The 17,300-nt window shown below is 60.4% G+C and carries 14 protein-coding genes; 5 read left to right on the forward strand and 9 right to left on the reverse strand.

The features are described from left to right. The first annotated feature begins 152 nt into the window (after nucleotides 1-152). Together ACILSI_RS15305 and ACILSI_RS15310 are read left to right on the forward strand one after the other, a co-directional pair. Nucleotides 153-794, forward strand: a complete 642-nt coding sequence (locus ACILSI_RS15305; RefSeq protein ID WP_395722764.1) for a response regulator — start codon at nucleotides 153-155, stop codon at nucleotides 792-794. A gap of 6 nt (nucleotides 795-800) precedes the next feature. Continuing rightward, nucleotides 801-2,114: an ATP-binding protein gene (locus ACILSI_RS15310; protein ID WP_395722765.1), complete on the forward strand. Its 1,314-nt coding sequence runs from the start codon at nucleotides 801-803 to the stop codon at nucleotides 2,112-2,114. On the opposite strand, the gene ACILSI_RS15315 is transcribed toward ACILSI_RS15310, so the two are convergent. The 7 genes from ACILSI_RS15315 to ACILSI_RS15345 form a co-directional block, all read right to left on the reverse strand. Continuing rightward, nucleotides 2,086-2,808, reverse strand: coding sequence for a DUF2490 domain-containing protein (locus ACILSI_RS15315; protein ID WP_395722766.1), 723 nt, complete (start codon nucleotides 2,806-2,808; stop codon nucleotides 2,086-2,088). The two genes, ACILSI_RS15310 and ACILSI_RS15315, sit on opposite strands and share 29 nt — an antisense overlap. Nucleotides 2,809-2,839: 31 nt before the next feature. Continuing rightward, nucleotides 2,840-3,526 carry a carbonic anhydrase gene (locus tag ACILSI_RS15320; RefSeq protein ID WP_395722767.1) on the reverse strand — a complete coding sequence of 229 codons (687 nt, stop codon included), beginning with the start codon at nucleotides 3,524-3,526 and terminating at the stop codon, nucleotides 2,840-2,842. A gap of 62 nt (nucleotides 3,527-3,588) precedes the next feature. Next, nucleotides 3,589-4,521, reverse strand: coding sequence for an SPFH domain-containing protein (locus ACILSI_RS15325; protein WP_395722768.1), 933 nt, complete (start codon nucleotides 4,519-4,521; stop codon nucleotides 3,589-3,591). A 52-nt stretch (nucleotides 4,522-4,573) separates the two neighbouring features. Beyond that, nucleotides 4,574-6,409, reverse strand: a complete 1,836-nt coding sequence (locus tag ACILSI_RS15330) for a SulP family inorganic anion transporter (protein WP_395722769.1) — start codon at nucleotides 6,407-6,409, stop codon at nucleotides 4,574-4,576. Between the two features lie 55 nt (nucleotides 6,410-6,464). Further along, nucleotides 6,465-8,147, reverse strand: coding sequence for a SulP family inorganic anion transporter (locus tag ACILSI_RS15335; RefSeq protein ID WP_395722770.1), 1,683 nt, complete (start codon nucleotides 8,145-8,147; stop codon nucleotides 6,465-6,467). 2 nt (nucleotides 8,148-8,149) lie between these two features. After that, the gene (locus ACILSI_RS15340; RefSeq protein ID WP_395722771.1) at nucleotides 8,150-8,668 is read right to left on the reverse strand and encodes a hypothetical protein; all 519 of its coding nucleotides are present in this window, start codon (nucleotides 8,666-8,668) and stop codon (nucleotides 8,150-8,152) included. After that, a complete protein-coding gene (locus ACILSI_RS15345; RefSeq protein ID WP_395722772.1) occupies nucleotides 8,665-9,387 on the reverse strand; it encodes a class I SAM-dependent methyltransferase in 723 nt (240 codons plus the stop codon). Before ACILSI_RS15345 ends, ACILSI_RS15340 begins: the two co-directional genes overlap by 4 nt. 171 nt (nucleotides 9,388-9,558) lie before the next feature. Here ACILSI_RS15345 and ACILSI_RS15350 point away from each other — a divergent pair, with 171 nt between their 5' ends. Then, nucleotides 9,559-10,953 carry a sigma-54-dependent transcriptional regulator gene (locus ACILSI_RS15350; protein ID WP_395722773.1) on the forward strand — a complete coding sequence of 465 codons (1,395 nt, stop codon included), beginning with the start codon at nucleotides 9,559-9,561 and terminating at the stop codon, nucleotides 10,951-10,953. Nucleotides 10,954-11,005: 52 nt separating this feature from the next. Here ACILSI_RS15350 and ACILSI_RS15355 read toward each other — a convergent pair whose 3' ends face one another. Then, nucleotides 11,006-12,478: a SulP family inorganic anion transporter gene (locus tag ACILSI_RS15355; RefSeq protein ID WP_395722774.1), complete on the reverse strand. Its 1,473-nt coding sequence runs from the start codon at nucleotides 12,476-12,478 to the stop codon at nucleotides 11,006-11,008. Between the two features lie 146 nt (nucleotides 12,479-12,624). Then, nucleotides 12,625-13,545: a LysR family transcriptional regulator gene (locus tag ACILSI_RS15360; RefSeq protein WP_395722775.1), complete on the reverse strand. Its 921-nt coding sequence runs from the start codon at nucleotides 13,543-13,545 to the stop codon at nucleotides 12,625-12,627. A gap of 76 nt (nucleotides 13,546-13,621) precedes the next feature. Between ACILSI_RS15360 and ACILSI_RS15365 the strand changes: the two genes are divergently transcribed. Both ACILSI_RS15365 and ACILSI_RS15370 read left to right on the forward strand, forming a co-directional pair. Continuing rightward, nucleotides 13,622-15,826 (forward strand): peptidase domain-containing ABC transporter, encoded by a 2,205-nt coding sequence (locus ACILSI_RS15365; RefSeq protein WP_395722776.1) that lies wholly within the window; start codon nucleotides 13,622-13,624, stop codon nucleotides 15,824-15,826. Continuing rightward, nucleotides 15,823-17,103: an HlyD family secretion protein gene (locus tag ACILSI_RS15370; protein ID WP_395722777.1), complete on the forward strand. Its 1,281-nt coding sequence runs from the start codon at nucleotides 15,823-15,825 to the stop codon at nucleotides 17,101-17,103. The genes ACILSI_RS15365 and ACILSI_RS15370 overlap by 4 nt, the downstream gene beginning before the upstream one ends. Nucleotides 17,104-17,300: the final 197 nt, after the last annotated feature.

A 17,300-nucleotide genomic window follows, 5' to 3' on the forward strand; every position in this document is an offset into this window, starting at 1 on the left:
CGGCGCGGGGGCCGTCGGTGGCGTGGCGGACGCGGCGTGCCTGAGCACACGGCTGAGGTCGGCGTGATTCATCGGCGGACGATGAAGCCGTTCATCGAAATGTCCCGCTGTTTTTTGATCTTTGGCCTGCCTCGCCTACGTTGGCATTCATCATGCCCACCAAACAGACCCGCATCCTTCTGGCCGATGATCACGGTGTTGTTCGCAACGGTTTCCGCATGATCCTCGCCGCGCAGTGGGACATGGAAGTCGTCGGCGAGGCCTCAAACGGCCGCGAGGCGGTCGAGATGGCGGAAAAACTCACGCCTGATGTCGTGGTGATGGACGTGACGATGCCGGAGCTCAACGGCATCGAGGCCGCGCGGCAGATCACGAAGCTGCTGCCCAAGACCCGCATCCTGGCTCTCTCGATGCAGAAAGACGGCGTGTATGTGCGTGAGATGCTTCGTGCTGGCGCGAAGGGGTACCTGCTCAAAGACTGCGATGAAAAAGAGCTGCTGGCCGCCGTGCGTGGCGTGGCCGTGGGCAAAGGCTGGCTCAGCCCCGAGGTGAGCGACGCGGTGCTCGATGATTACCGCAAACACGTCACGAATCCCATCGACCTGCTCTCCCCACGCGAGCGCGAGGTGTTGCAGATGATCGCCGAGAGCAAGACCAACAAGGAGATCGCCACAGCCCTCGGTTTGAGTGTGTACACCGTCGAGGCGCATCGCGGACGCATCATGGAAAAGCTCAATCTGCACTCCATCGGCGAGCTGGTGCGCTTCGCGATCCGCAATGGTCTCATCGATTGATCCGTCATGCGTTTCACCGTCTTTCGCATCACCGAGAGCAACCTGCTGCGCGTGCTGGCGCTGGGGTTCGTGCTGGTGATGACGCTGCTCGGCGCGGCAGGGCTGATCGCGGTGCGGCAGAGCCAGCGCATCCGCCAGAGTGTGGCGGCGCTGGCGCGTGATCAGCTTCTCATCGCACGGCTCGTGCATGACGTGCAGATGGAGGAAAATGCAATGACCGAGGTGCTGCATCAAATCGCACAACTTCAGCCCCGGCAGCCGGATCATGCGGCGTTGCTCCGAGACCTGGATGAGAGCGACCGCCAGCTCGCCCGCCTGTCTGTGGAGGCGCGGGCGGCGGCGGGGGAGGCGCTGTGGCGTGATCTGGAGGCCAGCGTCAAAGCCTTCACGCGTGAGGCGCATCGCGTGCTGGAGACGAACGCGTCCGTGCCGCGTGAAAATCTGGAGTCACTCTTCGAACATCACGACCACGTCGTCGCACTCGTGAACAAGCTCATCCAGGCCAGTTCCGGCCGGCTCGCGGCGGCGGAGCGCGAGATCGAGCGGCAATCGCAGGAACTCGGCGATGACGCGGCGCTGCTGCTCGGCGCCAGCTTCATCCTGGCGGCCATTTGCGCCCTGCTGACGGTCGGGTTCACGCGCAAAAGCCTCAAGCGCATCCGCTGGCAGTCCGACGAGCTCAACCGCGTCTCCTGGCACATGCTGCAAACGCAGGAGGAGGCCGCGCGGCGCTTCTCGCATGAGCTGCATGATGAACTCGGCCAGTCACTCGCCGCCGTGAGGTCGAATTTAACCAAAGGTGCCACACGCGATCTTGATGCGCTTCGCACGGACTGCCTGCATCTCGTCGATGAATCCATCGCCAATGTGCGCGAGCTTTCCCAACTGCTGCGCCCGGTCATTCTCGATGATTTCGGCCTCGAAGCCGGCCTGCGCTGGCTGGCGGAAAAATTTGCCCAACGCACCCGGATCAAGGTGGACTGTGACTCGACCTGCCCCGGCCGGTTCGCGGACGAAACGGAGACGCATCTCTTCCGCATCGCCCAGGAGGCGCTGACCAACATCGCACGTCATGCCGAGGCATCTCGCGTGACCATCCAGCTCGCTCTCGAAGACAGGCACATCCGTCTCAGCATCGTTGATGACGGCAAAGGCCTGCCTGCCGAGGAAACCGAATCTCCCCCGAGCCTCGGCATGGTCGGCATGCGGGCGAGAGCACGACAGTGCGGTGGTGAATTGAATGTGTCAGCCGCGCAGCCTCATGGCGTGCGCATTGAGGCCGTGGTGCCGGTCAAAACCGAAGCGGCCACTTCGACGTGAGCCAGACGCTGACGGTGTGATTGTTCTCCCACACCGCGCCGCCCCGGCGCTGAACGGTTTGCTCCATGAAGCCGATCTCAAGCTTGGTGGTGTCGTTCAACTGACGCCCGATGCCGATGAAAGCGCGGTTTTGGTCGAGGTAGTTCATCGAGACGTTGGTGCCGAAGTTGAAGAAGACTTCATCCCAGAGAGCGAGGTACCATTTTTTGTCATCGCTGAGCGGGATGGTGGTGCGCAGCATGTAGCGGATGCGGTTTTCATAGCGCCAGTTGGTCACGTCGCCGGTGAGGGCACTGACCTCGCCGATGCGGCGTTGTTCGAGGCGGAAACGATGAACCCAGTCGAGGCCGAGCGCCTTGTGGGTGATGGCGGCCTGCTCCCAGAAACGATGCTCGGGGAAGTCCTGCGGGACGCGGATGTCGCCATAGGGATAGGTTTCGACCCAGGCATAACCGGCAGAGAGAGTCAGATGGGGGCTGATGGTGTAGTTGAGGCCGGGGCGCAGCAGGAGCTGCTGCCAGTGCTCGCCATAGTCGGAGCGGCGGAACTGGGATTCGAGATGCAGGCCCCATTTGGTGCCGAAGAGCGGATGATCGCCGACGTAGTTGAGCCAGAGGTTGCTGTTGGACTCGGTGTGATCGGCAGCGGAAGCGACGCGAACGAGAGCGATGAGGCAAAGCAGGGCGTTTTTCATTGGTCGAAAGCGTGTTGGCGGAGGCTCATGATCAAAGCCAGGTGATTCGGCCTGTGTGAAGGTCATACACGGCACCCACAATTCTGACAGCTCCCGCACGCACCGCTTTGGCGAGCGCAGCGTCATTTCGGGTGAGTTGGCCCATGACCAGTTTCACATTGGCGGTGACCGCCCGGGCGATACGCGATTCACGCGAGCCGTGGGTGCCCGCCTCCTGAACGGCGGGGCGGATGTCTTCGACCAGCAGCTCGATGTGCCCACCCGCTGGCTGATGCGAATCCATCACATCAACGGCCGCAGTGACAGCGCCGCAGCTTTCGTGACCGAGAACGACGATGAGCGGCGTCTTCAGGTGCTCCACCGCATATTCGATGCTGCCTAGAGTGGCGTCATCGGCCACATGGCCGGCCTCACGGACGACAAACAAATCACCGAGGCCCTGATCAAAGACGATTTCCGGCGGCACGCGTGAATCAGCGCATGCAAGCACGGTGGCGATGGGATGCTGCCCTTGCGCGAGCTGATGGACACGCTTCCCGCCCTGGTCGGGATGCTTTTGCATGTGGCTGGCAAAGCGTTGGTTCCCTTGCTTCAGGTTGGAGAGCACCTGCGTGGCATTTGGCATGACCGGTGCCTGGGGTGCCGTGGCAGGCCGCTGCGGAAGACTGCAACTGGTGACAATGAGGAGGAAGACGAGAACTGGGATGGAAAGCTGCATCCCAAAGTTTATGAGGTCACATCTTTAACCTGTAAACAAAGATTCTTGCCAATGCCCCCCTCTCACGAATGCGCCGCTCCTTCGAGCGAGCGTTTGTCGAGCGTCTTGAGCGCCTGCATCTGCTTGATGGTGCGCTCCATGCCTTCGTTGGAGCCGTCGAAGAACATGACGTTGCCTTTGCCGTGCTCGGCGACGTATTTCATGCCGTCGAGCCACATGGTGAAGAGCATGAAGCCGGGAGGAACGTCGCCTGCCTGCATGGTTTTGCCAGCATTGGCGAGACCTTCGGCGACTTGCTCGCGGAAGCGGGCGTTGCCGGCACCTTTGAGTTCGGAGGCTTCTTTTTCGGCCTCGGCTTTGACGCGGATGGCACGGGCTTCGGCCTCGGCGGCGCGGGTTTTGATGAGGTATTGGGCCTGGGCTTCGTTTTCGGCGGCGGCCTTCATGTTGTTGCTGCTGACGACCTGCGACATGGAGCGCATGATGGCTTCGTCAAAGGAGATGTCGTTGATCTGGAGGTCGAGAAGGTGGAAGCCCCAGCTATTGAGCGCTTCTTCGAGGTGATCCTTCACGGCACCGATGATTTCGGAGCGAAGCACGAGAATTTCGGCCTGCTTTTTGTTCGCCACATAGGAGCGGATGCTGCCCTCCACGCTGCGGACGAGGGTCTGCATGAAGCTCTTTTCGTCGATGAAGCGGAAGGCGATCTTCTTGATGGTCTCTTCACCGGCGTCCTGGGCGGAGTACACGATGAGCGATTTGAAGTTCACATAGGCTTGGTCGAGCGAAATGGCTTCGAATTCGAGTTCGATGGACTGGTTCTGCGTGGAGATGCTTTTATAGACACCCTCAAGCAACGGCAGCTTGAAGTTGAGGCCCGGCAGCATGAGGCGCTGGTATTTGCCGAAGCGGGTGACGACTCCCACATGCCCCTGTTTGATGACAGAGGCGCTGAGGAGGATGAGAACGATGAGGATGACGGCGGCGGGGATCATGGGACTTGATTATGTTGGATGTTTTTTGGAAAGGCGATGTCTGGAGATGAAATCAGGCGGGAAATTCGGAGGAGTGGTGCTCAAGGATGAACCAGCCGGTCTTTTCCTTTTTGCAGACGAAGGAGTAGCGGGCGGGCACGCTGATGAGTTCCTTCTTGCGCTTGAAGGTGAAGACGTATTTGCCGGACTGGATGTGGATTTCCTTGTACTGGCGCACCTCGCCGGTCTCGAATTTCACATGCACGTCTTCCAGTTCAAAGAGATGCTCGAAGTAGCCTTTGATCTTGTGGTGGCCTTCACGCAGCTCCTTGGCGAAGGTGCCCCAGAGCAGGCCGTTCATGTCGTAGCAGCCGACGACGGCAGGCAGGCTGTGATTGTTGACGCCAAAAGCCCAGTCGTTGATGAACTCGGTCAGGTTCTTCTTGTCGGCGGCATTGTGGCTGATGGTGCTGAAGCGCAGGCCGCCGATCTGCTTGTCCTTGTGAACGAGCATGGTGTCCGTGCTGCGCGGATCGACGTCCTCGCCAAATTTATGAGCGAACTTTTTCAGAATCTCGATCAACGGTATGTGGTCGTGGCGGAAGATAACGAAGTTGATGAACAGGTGCACCACGAGCACAATGATCAATGCTTCCATGATACCCACGACGTAGGTCAGGATGCCGCAAAACAATGCCAGTAGCAGCGCATACGGACCGTGGGACGCGACATGCACCAATCCTGCGATCATCCGCCAACCAGTAAAAACCATCAGCACCGCGAGCGCGAAATACGGCAGGTGAGCCAGCCAGTGCGGTTCGATCAAGAAAACCAAGAGCACTAACGCGGTGAACAGGTTGGAGACCTTGGTGACGGCACCTGCCAGGGCATTGGTGGCGGAGGCCTGAAGTCCGTCGAGGTTCGTCATGCCGCCGAAGAAGCTGGAACCGAGATTGGCGAGCCAGATCGTGAAAAGACTGTTGTTGGAGTTTGCCGGGCGTCCGAGTGGATCAAGTTTTTCGATCGCAGCATTGCTCAGCACCTGCTCGATCACATCGATCAAGCAAAGCATAAACGCATAGGCGATGATCTCGACCAGCATCTTGGGAGGCAGAACATTGAAATCTGGAATCGGCATCGCCAGCTTGATGGGTGAAAGCTCAATGTGGAGCATCGGCACCTCCATGTAGATGCCGCAGACGACGCCCAAGACGATCACTGCGACATACGGAACGGCAGGAAGCTTGGCCTTGTACTTCCCGAACAGATGCAGGAAGAGAATGAGAGTGGCGAGCGAGAGCCCCATCATTTTGATCCGCTCCATGCTCATCCACTCGTGACCCTCGCCCAGAATGCCGTAGGTGTAAGGCAGGAACTTGAGCGCCGTCTTGAGTCCGATACCCGCGAGCAGGCCTTCGACCAAATAGACCGGAATCACCTTCATGACGAAGCGCTGAAGATTGAACTTCCATGCGACCGCCTGCATGATCGAGGTGCAGAAAATGAGGAAGGGCATGTTTTCCATGCCGAATTTGTGGACGCAAAATGCCAGCACGGGTGCCAGGCCCGCTGCGACGCCTGGCGTGCCGACGTAGTTGCCCGGCTTGAACAGGAAGGTGACGAAGCCGATCACGCAGGCGAAAACCACGGTGAGCAAGCCAGTCTGAATCGGATACTCCGACATGAGGCAGATGCCGACCGTGAGCGGCACAGCGACCAGACCAGTGACCGTTCCAGCCAGCGCATCGCGACGCAGATTTTCGAGCGTGAAGATGGCTGGCTTCTTCGCCTTCTCCGCGATGAGGAGATCACTCGCGAGCGGCTTCTTCCGCTTCGGCGGGTGCGGATGATAATCAACCACCGAGGCTGTAGTCGGATGAACGAGGGCGGGTTCGGCGGTGTGAGACATTGATGATACTAACCCGATCCACGCCTCGAAACGCCATCCCCTCCGCAGGGTAAATTCAGCCCCGGACAGGGGGAGTTGCTTTCAGAATCTCCCGTGCCCGCTCGATGGCGGCTTTGAGGCTTGGGCAGATGTTCTCCCCGCCGATGTGCTGATGGAAATCGGCCTGGGTCATGAGTTTGGCAGGCTGCGACCGCATGCCGCAGAGGATGAGGTGGCGGCCTGAGGCCACGAGGCGTTCAGCCAGGTGCTCCAGCGCGTGCAGGCCGGTGGCGTCGATGGCGGTCATGTTGCGCAGGCGCAGCAGGACCACCGCTGGGAGTGTGTCGAACTCTTCTTCGATGACGCTGAGTTTGTCCGTGGCACCGAAGAGAAACGGGCCATGAATGCGGTAGGCGGCCACGCCTTCGGGCAGCGGGTTCATTTGCAGGCTGTGGGAGAAGCCGGCCTCGACGTACTCCGGCGTGACGCGGGCGACGGTGGTGGAGCCGGTGACCTTCACAATGTAAAGCAGCGCCGCCATGACCATGCCTGCCTCCACTGCCACAGTGAGGTCCGCCAGCACCGTGAGGCTGAAGGTGATGAACCACACGGCGATGTCGGCCTTGCTGAGCTTGAGGATGTCCGGGATCTCGGCCCACTCGCCCATGTTGTAGGCCACCATCATCAAAATGGCGGCCAGCACGGTCAGCGGGATGTGTTTTGCCAGCGGTGCGGCGACGAGCAGGATGAGCAGCAGCGTGAGCGCGTGAATCATGCCTGCCACGGGGGTCTGTGCGCCGGAGCGGATGTTTGTGGCTGTGCGGGCGATGGCTCCCGTCGCTGGCAGGCCGCCAAACAGCGGCGACATCACGTTTGCCACGCCCTGCGCGAAGAGTTCGACGTTCGGCTTGTGCTTGTCGCCCGACATCCGATCCGCGACGACGGCGGAGAGCAGCGATTCGATGGCTCCGAGCATCGCCACAGTGAGCGCGGGCGAGAGCAGCGGCAGAATGAGATCAAAGCGGAAAGTCGGGATGGCAAACTGAGGCAACCCGGCGGGAATGCCGCCAAAGCGGGTCTCGATGGTCTCCAGCGGCAGATGAAAGCCCCATGCGATGGCTGTGCCGAGCAGCAGCACGACGATGGAGCCGGGCACGCGCTTGATCCACTTCATGAACACGATGAGCACACCGAGAGACAGGCACGAAACCGCCGTGGCTGCGGGCGAAAGCGTGCCCCAGTGCTCAAAAATCGCCTCCATGCGCCCGAGGAACTCGCCGGGTACCTTGTCGATTTGAAGACCAAAGAAGTCCTTGATCTGCGTGCTGGCGATCAACACCGCGATGCCGTTCGTGAAGCCGATCACCACCGGCCGCGGGATGTATTTGATCGCCGTGCCGAGTCCTGTGAGGCCCAGGATCATGAGCAACACGCCCGCGATCAGCGTGCACATGTAAAGGCCGTCAATGCCGTGCTTTGCCACGATTCCGGCCACCACCACGACAAAAGCCCCCGTCGGTCCGCCGATCTGCGTGCGCGATCCTCCGAGCGCTGAGATCAGGAACCCGGCGATGACTGCCGTGTAAATGCCCGCCTGCGGCAGCACGCCTGAGGAGATGGCAAACGCCATCGCCAGAGGCAGGCTGACAAGGCCGACGGTAAGTCCGGCGATGAGGTCCGCGATGAATTTCCTCAGGCTGTAGTCCCGCAGGCTCAAGATGGACTTGGGCATGAAGGATTCAGAGCGGGAGGATTTCATGGCTAGGCGATGGCTTTGATTTTGCGTTTTCGCGGCTGCGGCTTGGGCGCAGACTCCTCTGCGGCAGGCGGAGGCGCTTCTTGAGGCTTCGGATCTTCGGGAAGAATGAAAATGCTGCAATTGCCGCAGACCTGCAGGGCCATATCATCCCGGCGCAGATCGGAGAGCTGGCCGCTGGGCAGTGAAAGATGGCAGCCGCCACAGGTGCCGTTGCGCACCTTGGCCGCGCCACGCCTGCCTTTGGACACACGGAGGTCGTAGTGATGAAGAATGGCGGTGGGCAGTCGCTCGCGAACGCCTTCAGCCTCCAGGGTGAGTTTCTTGAACTCCGACGACTTGGCATCCAGGCGGCGTTTGGTGGCGTCCAGCTCGGTGAGCTGGACGAGATCTTCGATGAGTGTGGCGATTTGTTTCATGGTGGGTTGGCGTTTGGAGCGTGCTGCGGGTTGTGGGAGTGTGGCGGGTGGAGATTCGGTCATGGGACGGTGGAAGACTTCCACCCAGGAGAAGCAGGACTTCATGCGATGGCAAAATTGCCGCCGCCCATCAGGGAGGAACTGCTGTGATCATCCGGCTGGCTGGCAGCAACCCGGGCGTGGTCTGGAGCCGGGTGTTTTTTCACCCACAGCTTCAGTTTCTCGTTGAAGGCGGTTTTCACGCAGGCGTAGCAGTCGGGAATCTCCGTGCTGTCGCCGCAGTAGGTGACCACGCGTGTGGCCATTGGCATCCGCATGAGCTGCTGCTGCACATGCGTCGTGTAGTCGGTGTAAAGTCGTGGCTCCAGCTCCACGTCGTAGTCGATCCTCAGCGAAGGCAGGATGTTCTCCTCGAACGGATTGAAGAGATAAAAGGCGTCGAAGTCGCGGAAGCTCACGTCCTGGATGTTGCCATGCACGATGTTCACACGCGAGACATCGTGCTTTCTCACCACGTCCTGAGCGATCCGCGCCAGCTTCCCCCGCTGCTCCACGCCGGTGAACTGACCTTTCGTCGCCGTGGCGCCGATGATGCAGAATTTTCCGGGGCCGCAGCCGATGTCCAGCACGCGTGTGCCAGGCTCCACCACGAGAAGCTGCGCGGCGGTGCGGCAGACGTGAACCGGACTCCAGTGGCAGATGGACAGCCTGCCGATGGCCTCGGGATAGACCTGATCAAAGTCCTGGTCCTTGTGTGAATGCAGAAACTCGCTGTCGGACTGGATGCGGGGGGATGAAGTGCGTTGGAAGGAGGATTTAAGCATGGCAGTCTCTGACAATGCATTTCAGGGGCCAGGTGGCCTTGCTGACGCTCCAGCCCTTGTGGCTCAAGGCTTCCAGCCGCATGCCTGTTTGGGGATGATTTTCGAGAAACAGGCATTTGTGCAGAATATGCACTTGAGGTCTTAGCCAAGTGCAGGCTTTGTTCGCGGCACATGGAACTCTCCAACATCCACATCCTCGTCCTGGATCGCGATGCGGCCTCCGCTCGCGTCATTCGTGATGTTTTAGCCAAAGTCGGCTACAAGGTCTCCGTGGCCTCGCACGAAAGCGACGCGCTGAACCTGGCCGCCGGCGAGTTGTTCAACGTCGTGGTCAAATCCTTCGACGCTCAACGCATCGACGCGGTCGCACTGATGGAAAAGGTGCGTGGCATCACCCCGGACACTCAGTTCATCTTCCTCAGCGACAAAGGCACCATCCACACCGCCGTGGAGGCCATGCGCAAAGGGGCTTTTGATTACATCTCGAAACCCATCTCACCGGCGCTGCTCCTCGAGTCGGTGCGCAAGGCGCTGGATCATCAGTCGCTCGTGGCCGAGGACCAGCAGATCAAACAGCGCCTGCGCCGCCGCTCTGATCCTGACATCTTTGCGGGCAGCAGCGCTGCGATGAGAGAGATCAACCGTCTCATCCGGCAGATCGCACCCACCGATGTCACCGTGCTCATCGAGGGAGAAAGCGGCACAGGCAAGGAGGTCGTCGCGCGTGCCATTCATGAAAAGAGCCGCCGCAAAGCGCAGCCCTTCATCGCTGTGAACTGCGCCGCGTTGCCTGAGAACTTGATCGAGGCGGAGCTCTTCGGCCATGTGCGCGGTGCCTTCACCGGAGCCGTCGGCGACCGTAAAGGCCGCTTCCAACTCGCCCAGGGCGGCACGCTCTTCCTGGATGAAATCGGCGACCTCTCACGCAAAGGCCAGGGCGACCTCCTACGCGTGCTGGAAGACGGAACCTACCGCCCGGTGGGCAGTCAAAAAGTCGAGCGTGCCACCGCCCGCATCATTGCCGCCACGAACAAAGATCTGGAAGCCGAGGCCGTTACCGGCGGCTTGTTTCGTGAGGACCTGTTTTACCGTCTCAACATCGTCTCCATCTGCATGCCGCCGCTGCGCGAGCGGGCGGAGGACATCGCGTCGTTGGTGAAAACCTTCACGGACCATTTCTGCACCAAGCACCGTCGGCGACCGAAGAAATTCAAAGCCGAGGTGGTGAGCCTGTTTCAGACCTTGCGCTGGCCGGGCAATGTCCGGCAGTTGCGTAATCTCGTTGAGCGTCTCGTGGTCACCGTGCCTCATGCCGCCATCGGCCTGGACGATCTGTCGCCCTCCATGCACCAGGGCAAACGCGAGCCGCACGCCATCGCCATTCAGCCCGGCATGACGCTCGCCCAGGTCGAGGCCGAGCTCATCCGCCAGACGCTGCTCAAGGTCACCTCCAACCGCGAAGAAGCCGCCAAAACCCTCGGCATCAGCCGCCGTGCCCTGCAATACAAGATCCAGCGCTACAAACTCGACAAGCTGCCAAAGCAAGTCGGCCGCTCAAAACCTTGAGACCCATGAACAAGGCCGGTCAAGCAGGCAAAGAGCAGGTTCAAGGGGAGGCTTACTTCGCTGTCGTGGGCAGCGATTTGCCCCTCCTCGGCGTGCCGTCTTTGGCGGGCTTGTACCATTCCTCGTGGGTCTCGTCGATATCGACGTGGCCACCGGTTTTTTCGTGGTTTTCACGCCAGCCGTGCAGGGCTTCAAAGGCGGCGTGGTCGATGAAATCGACGGCGAGGTCGATGTCCACGTTGTGGCCGGGAGGAATGGAGGAAAGCTCGCCGTTCAGCCTCGGCACGGAGGCAAAGGTGAGCGTGCCGCCGATCTTCACATGCCATTTGCCCTCGCGCTGCTCCATCTGCACGTCCGTGTTCGAGAGACGGCGCAGCAGGAAGAAGACGCTGAGGCCCAGGCCGATGCCGACACCGGCGAGGAGATTCACACACGTCACGCCGAGCACGGTGACCCAGTAGATGAGGATTTCGTTATGCTTCGTTAGCTCTTTGATGTGGTGCAGGTTCACCAAATTGATACCCACATGCACCAGCAGGCCCGCCAGCACCGCCAGCGGGATGCTTTCGATCAAACCACCGAGAAACAGCGCGAAGAGCAGAATCCACACGCCATGAAAAATGGCCGACCAGCGGCTGGCACCGCCCGCGATGATGTTGGCGGACGAACGCACGATCACACCGGTGATCGGCAAGCCGCCGAGCAGGCCGGAGACGAGATTTCCCGCGCCTTGAGCGCGCAGTTCTTTGTCGAGATTGGAGCGCACGCCGCTGTGCAGCTTGTCCGTGGCCACCGCGCAAAGCAGGGACTCGATGCTGGCGATGATCGCCACCGTGAGCACGGCGGTGATAAACGGCCCCCAATGCGCAGGCGGGGCGAGTTTCGTTAGCTCAAACGTCTCCGGCATGTCCACACGCTTCACGTCCATTTTCATCACGATGGAAACGACCGTGCCTATCACCACCGCCACGAGCGGCCCAGGGATGGCTTTGAGCGCAGGTGCCTTCAGCTTTTTCCACACGATGAGAATGGCGATGGTGAGGAAGCCGAGGATAGCCGCCTGCGTGTTCACGAGCCCGAGCTGCTTCGGAATGCCGAGCAGGTTCACCACGGGCGAGCTTTGAGGCGATCCGCCGAGCACGACGTGGATCTGTGCCAGCGCGATTGAGATGCCAATGCCCGCCAACATGCCGTGAACCACGGACGGCGCGATGATCAGCGCCCCACGCGCCACCTTGAACCAGCCGAGCAGCAACTGCACCACGCCCGCGCAGGCCGTGATGAGGCACATCGTTTCCCAGCCAAACTGCTGTACCAGCCCAGCCACCACCACCGTCAAACCCGCCGCCGGTCCCGAGACCTGGAGCGGCGACCCCGCCAGCAAGCCCGTGACAATCCCACCCACCACCGCGCCGATAAGCCCGGCGATGATCGGAGCCCCCGAGGCAAACGCAATCCCCAACGAAAGCGGCACGGCGACGAGAAAGACAACTAGAGAGGCGGGGAGGTCGCGACGGAGGTTCATGAAAGATGGGTTGGTTTAGATTGGTGCAATTACCTTCTCAAAGACATAGAAGATGCAAATGAGATCTACATCTATCCCTTCGGCAGGCTATTCTGACTGCCATCTTGGTGGATGGGAGTCACACATTTCGCAGGGATGTGAACCACTTACTTCGTCCCCGGCTTCGCTTTAAACACATCCTTCGACTCCCCAGCGATCACCGCCAGCGCCGGATGCCGCATGGCCCGCTCCAAGGTGATGAGGTAGCAGGAAAAGCCGCAGCGCACCGGACGACCGACTGGCTTCAGGCCGTAGCGATCCACCGCTTCATCCAAAACAGAAGCCGCGATGGGAGCGATGCCCATGCCGTCCGATGCTGCCGTTTTCATCAGCGCGGCATCATCAAACTCCGCCACGATGTGCGGACGGATGCTGTGAGAGTCGAACCAGCGATCTAGCTCGTGCCGCCAGGCTGTGCGGCTGGCGGGAAGGAGGACAGGGGCGTCTTTGAGTGACGCGGGGAAGTTCGTGCTCAGCTTTTTGGCTAGGGTCGGCACGGCACAGAAAACGACGGGAGATTCGCCGAGCAGGTGATTGAAGGCCTTTACCGGCATCGAAGAAGGCGCGGCCTCGTCGGACAAAACGACATCAAGCCTGCCTGCCGCCAGCGAGCCAAGCAATTCCTGCGCGTGACCTTCCGCGCAGGAGAGCTGCAAATTGGGAAAGGCCTTGATCGCCGGACGGATGAGCCGCCAGGCGACGAGTTTCGGCAGTGAATCGGTGATGCCGATGTTCAGGCGCAGATTCCGGGCGCTTCCCTGTCCGTGCAGCGACCTCACCATCTCCGTGCCGAGGGAAAAAATCTCCGCCGCGCATTCCATCACGAGTCGCCCCTGCACGGTAAGCTTCAATCCACGCCCCGTGCGGTCAAAAAGCTGCTCGCTGAGACTGGTCTCCAGTGCTTTGATCTGGGCGCTGATCGTTGGTTGAGAGAGGTTTAGCCGAGACGCTGCGGCGCGGAGGCTCCCAGCACGAGCGACTTCCCAAAATAGGCGCAAGTGGTGGTAATTGAGGTGAGGCTCATTCATGAGATATTCTCGAATCAATGCTTTGAAACATCGAAATCGTCAAAGTATCATTCTGCGTCACAATCCGCACCTCCCAATGCCCCCTATAAACACATTGCCATCTACCAGCCTGCTTGCCCAGCTCGCTGCCATCACTGGCAGCGAATATGACCATGAGCGGGCTCGTGTGGCGGTGCAGAATGCCACAAGGGTTGAAGCCGACCCTTTGGCTCAGCTCGTCGCGGCGGCTGCTGAGGTCTATATGCATGTTTCCCCGGTGCGGCTGCCGCTGGCGGAGGTGGTGTGGCGGGCGCATCACGACATGCCGGTGGTGATCTGGTCAGACAAAGATCAGCGCTGGGTGGTGGTGACCTTTGCGGGCTGGTTCCGCGTGCGCATCGCGGACGGGGATCATCCCACACATCGTCTCACCTTGAGGAGGAGCGAGCTGCTGCGCCTGCTGGGGCTGCAAAGCATGAATGATGTGGTCGAGGCTGGCATCGTGCATCCTGAGCGTCCGGCGCACGAGATGAGCGTGCATGCGGCTGTGGAGCAGGAGGCTCATACGCATGGCTCTGATCATGGCAACAATCACAGCCACACGCCACATGTCAGTCCCCAGCGGCGTTTCTTCCGTCTGCTGAAGGCCGAGCGTGGCGACATCGTCACTCTGCTGATCTTCTCTGTGTTTGCCGGTTTGCTTTATCTGGCTGCACCGCTGGCAGTGGATGCCGTGGTGAGTAACCTAGCCTTCGGCGGGCAATCTCGGCCGTATGTGCAGGCCATCGTGATCCTGGCTTTTGCGCTTTTTGGTGCCTTGGGGCTTCAAGCGATTGTCAGCGGCTTTCAATATTACATATCTGATATCATCCAGCGCCGCATCTTTGTCCGCACGGCGGCGGACCTCGCCTACCGGCTGCCGCGTGTGAAAGCGGAGGCGCTCGATGATGTGCATGCGCCGGAGTTGGTGAACCGCTTCCTTGATGTCGTCACGGCGCAGAAGAGCACCTCGCTGCTGCTGCTGGATGGCATCAATCTCGTCTTCGGCAGCCTTATCGGCATGCTGCTGCTTGCCCTTTATCATCCGGTGCTGCTGCTCTTTGTCGCCGTGCTGCTCGTGCTCATCGTTATTTTCACCTGGCTGCTTGGCAAAGGCGCGGTGGATACCTCCATCGCCGAATCACGCATGAAATACGATGTGGTGAACTGGTTTGAGGAGATCGCTGCCTTTCCCTTCCTTTTCAAAGGCCCCGGCGGCTACAATCTGGCCTACGACCGTGCCAACCAGCTCGCCACCGAGTATTTGAACCGCCGCTCCGGCCACTTCCGCATCGTCATGCGGCAGATTGTAGGCCTGCTAGTACTCAGCGTGATCGCCAGCGCCGCGCTGCTGGTGCTCGGCGGCTGGCTCGTTGTGAGCCAGCAGATCACACTCGGCCAGCTTGTGGCCTCGGAACTCATCATGGGCACCATCGTGGCCTCCATGGCAAAGATGGGCAAAAAACTCGAAGCCTGGTATGACGCCATGGCCGCCATGGACAAGCTCGGCCACATCTTCGACCTCGAAATCGAGCGTGAGGACGGCGAGCAGCCCACCACACGCGAGAGCGGCGCGGCGGTGAGTGCTTGCGAGATCTCGTTCGGCTACCACGAGCCGCTTTTCGCCAAAAAGAACTTCACCGTGACGTCAGGCAGCCGCGTCGCCATCATCGGGCCGCATGGCTCGGGAGCCAGTTCGCTTCTGGACATCCTTTTCGGCCTCCGCCAGCCCACGGAAGGGCACATCAGCATCGACGGCCTCGATTTGCGCAGTTGGTATCTGGAGGCGCTGCGTGAAAGCGTGATGCTGCTGCGCCGCAATGAAATCGTCGATGGCACCGTCATCGAAAACCTGCGTCTGGGCCGTGTCGATGTCGGTCTCGATGAAATTCGCGCTGTGCTGGAGCGCGTGGGCTTGCTCGACGTGCTGCTTCATCGTTCTGAAGGGCTGAATCTGCGTCTGAAGGTTGGCGGCGCTCCGCTCAGCGGCAATCAGCGCACACGCCTCATCCTCGCACGCGCCCTAGTGCAGCGTCCGCGGCTTCTGCTCATCGACGAACTCTTCGACAGCCTCGACGACGAATCCTTCAAGCTGCTCGAAACCGCCATCCTCGATCCTTCGCTCCCCTGGACCGTCATTCTCGCCACGCGTGATCATGACGTCACGAAGCGCTGCGATCAGATCATCGAGCTAGCGCCTTGTCATTTGAACGACGGCACCGCCTCGCACTCAGAAACACAACGCTTGCAATCCCGCTCATGAGCCACGCCTCCACTTACTCTGTGCCATCGCTGCCCGCGCTGAGCCTCGCTGGCAGCGCGAAATTCACGCGGATCTTCAGCCGCCTACTGGTGGTGGCCTTCATCGCCTTTGTCATCGGCATCATGTGGCTGCCATGGCGGCAGTTTGTCTCAGGTGCGGGCCGCGTGATCGCCTTCAATCCTCTTGACCGCCGCATCAATATTGAAGCGCAAGTCGCGGGGCGCGTGAAGCACCTGCACGTCAATGAGGGCCAGCGTGTGAAGAAGGGCGAGCTCATCGTCGAGATCCAGGACAACGACCCGAATCTCCTCAATAACCTCAAAGCACAGCGCGAGGCCATCGAAAGCCGTCGCGACTTCGCCAATGGACGCGTCGAGTCGCTCACCGCGCAGATCACACAGCAGGAACTCGCCAAAGCACAGGCCATCGACGGAGCGGAGCAGCGAGTCGCCGGTGCCAAGATCGCCGCCGAGACCTCGCAGTTGAATTACAACCGCACGAAGGACCTCTTTGAGAAGAAACTCGAGTCTCAGCGCAACTTTGAACTCGCCACACTCTCGCGGGACTCGACCATCGCCGAGCTGAAATCATCCGAGGCCGCCCTGAAGCGCACCAGCAATGACTTCGATGCCACCATCGCCTCTACCCACGCCTCCAAAGGCACCGCCCTGAGCGAGGTGGCCACCGCTGAGCGCGACCTCTCGGTTATCGACGTGCAGATCAATCAAAACCTCCGGCAAGTCGTCGAGTCGCCTCGCGATGGCATCGTCCTCGCTGTCGAGGCCACCGATGGCACCTACCTGCGGCCCGGCTCGCTCATCTGCGTCATCATTCCTGAAACCGACAGCCGCTTTGTCGAAATCATGGTCGATGGAAATGACATGCCTCTCATCCATCCGCGTAAAGACGGCGAGTCCGGCAGCCCCGTTCGTATCGCCTTTGAAGGCTGGCCCGCCGTGCAGATGATCGGCTGGCCGCAGCTCGCCATCGGCACCTTTGGTGGCGAAGTCGTCTTCGTCGATGCCACCGATGACGGCACCGGCAAATTCCGCATTGTCGTTGGCCCCCGCGACGACATCGTCGATCGCGGCGATGGCAACGGCCCCGTTACCGTCGGCTGGCCTGACAAAGACCGCTGGCTGCGCCAAGGAGCCCGTGCCAACGCCTGGGTCATGCTCAACGAAGTCCCGCTCTGGTTTGAAATCTGGCGTCAGATCAACGGCTTCCCACCCGTGGTGAGCGACAAGGAAGGCAAACTCGATCCCACGAAGAAATAATGAACTCGGCAAGCTCTGGCACTCAAACCACTCGGCAGCGCCCTGGAGTGCTCAAGCCCTCTGGAGCTTTTCGCGCGACTAGCGACGTTCGAAAGCGCCGGAGGGCCGGCGCACTCCAAAACGCTATCGCGATCGCCACGCGTCTGATCATTTTCCAATTTTCATTTTTCAGTTCTCATTCTTCAATTCTGGAAGCC

Source organism: Prosthecobacter sp., assembly GCF_044232965.1.
Lineage (GTDB): Bacteria > Verrucomicrobiota > Verrucomicrobiia > Verrucomicrobiales > Verrucomicrobiaceae > Prosthecobacter.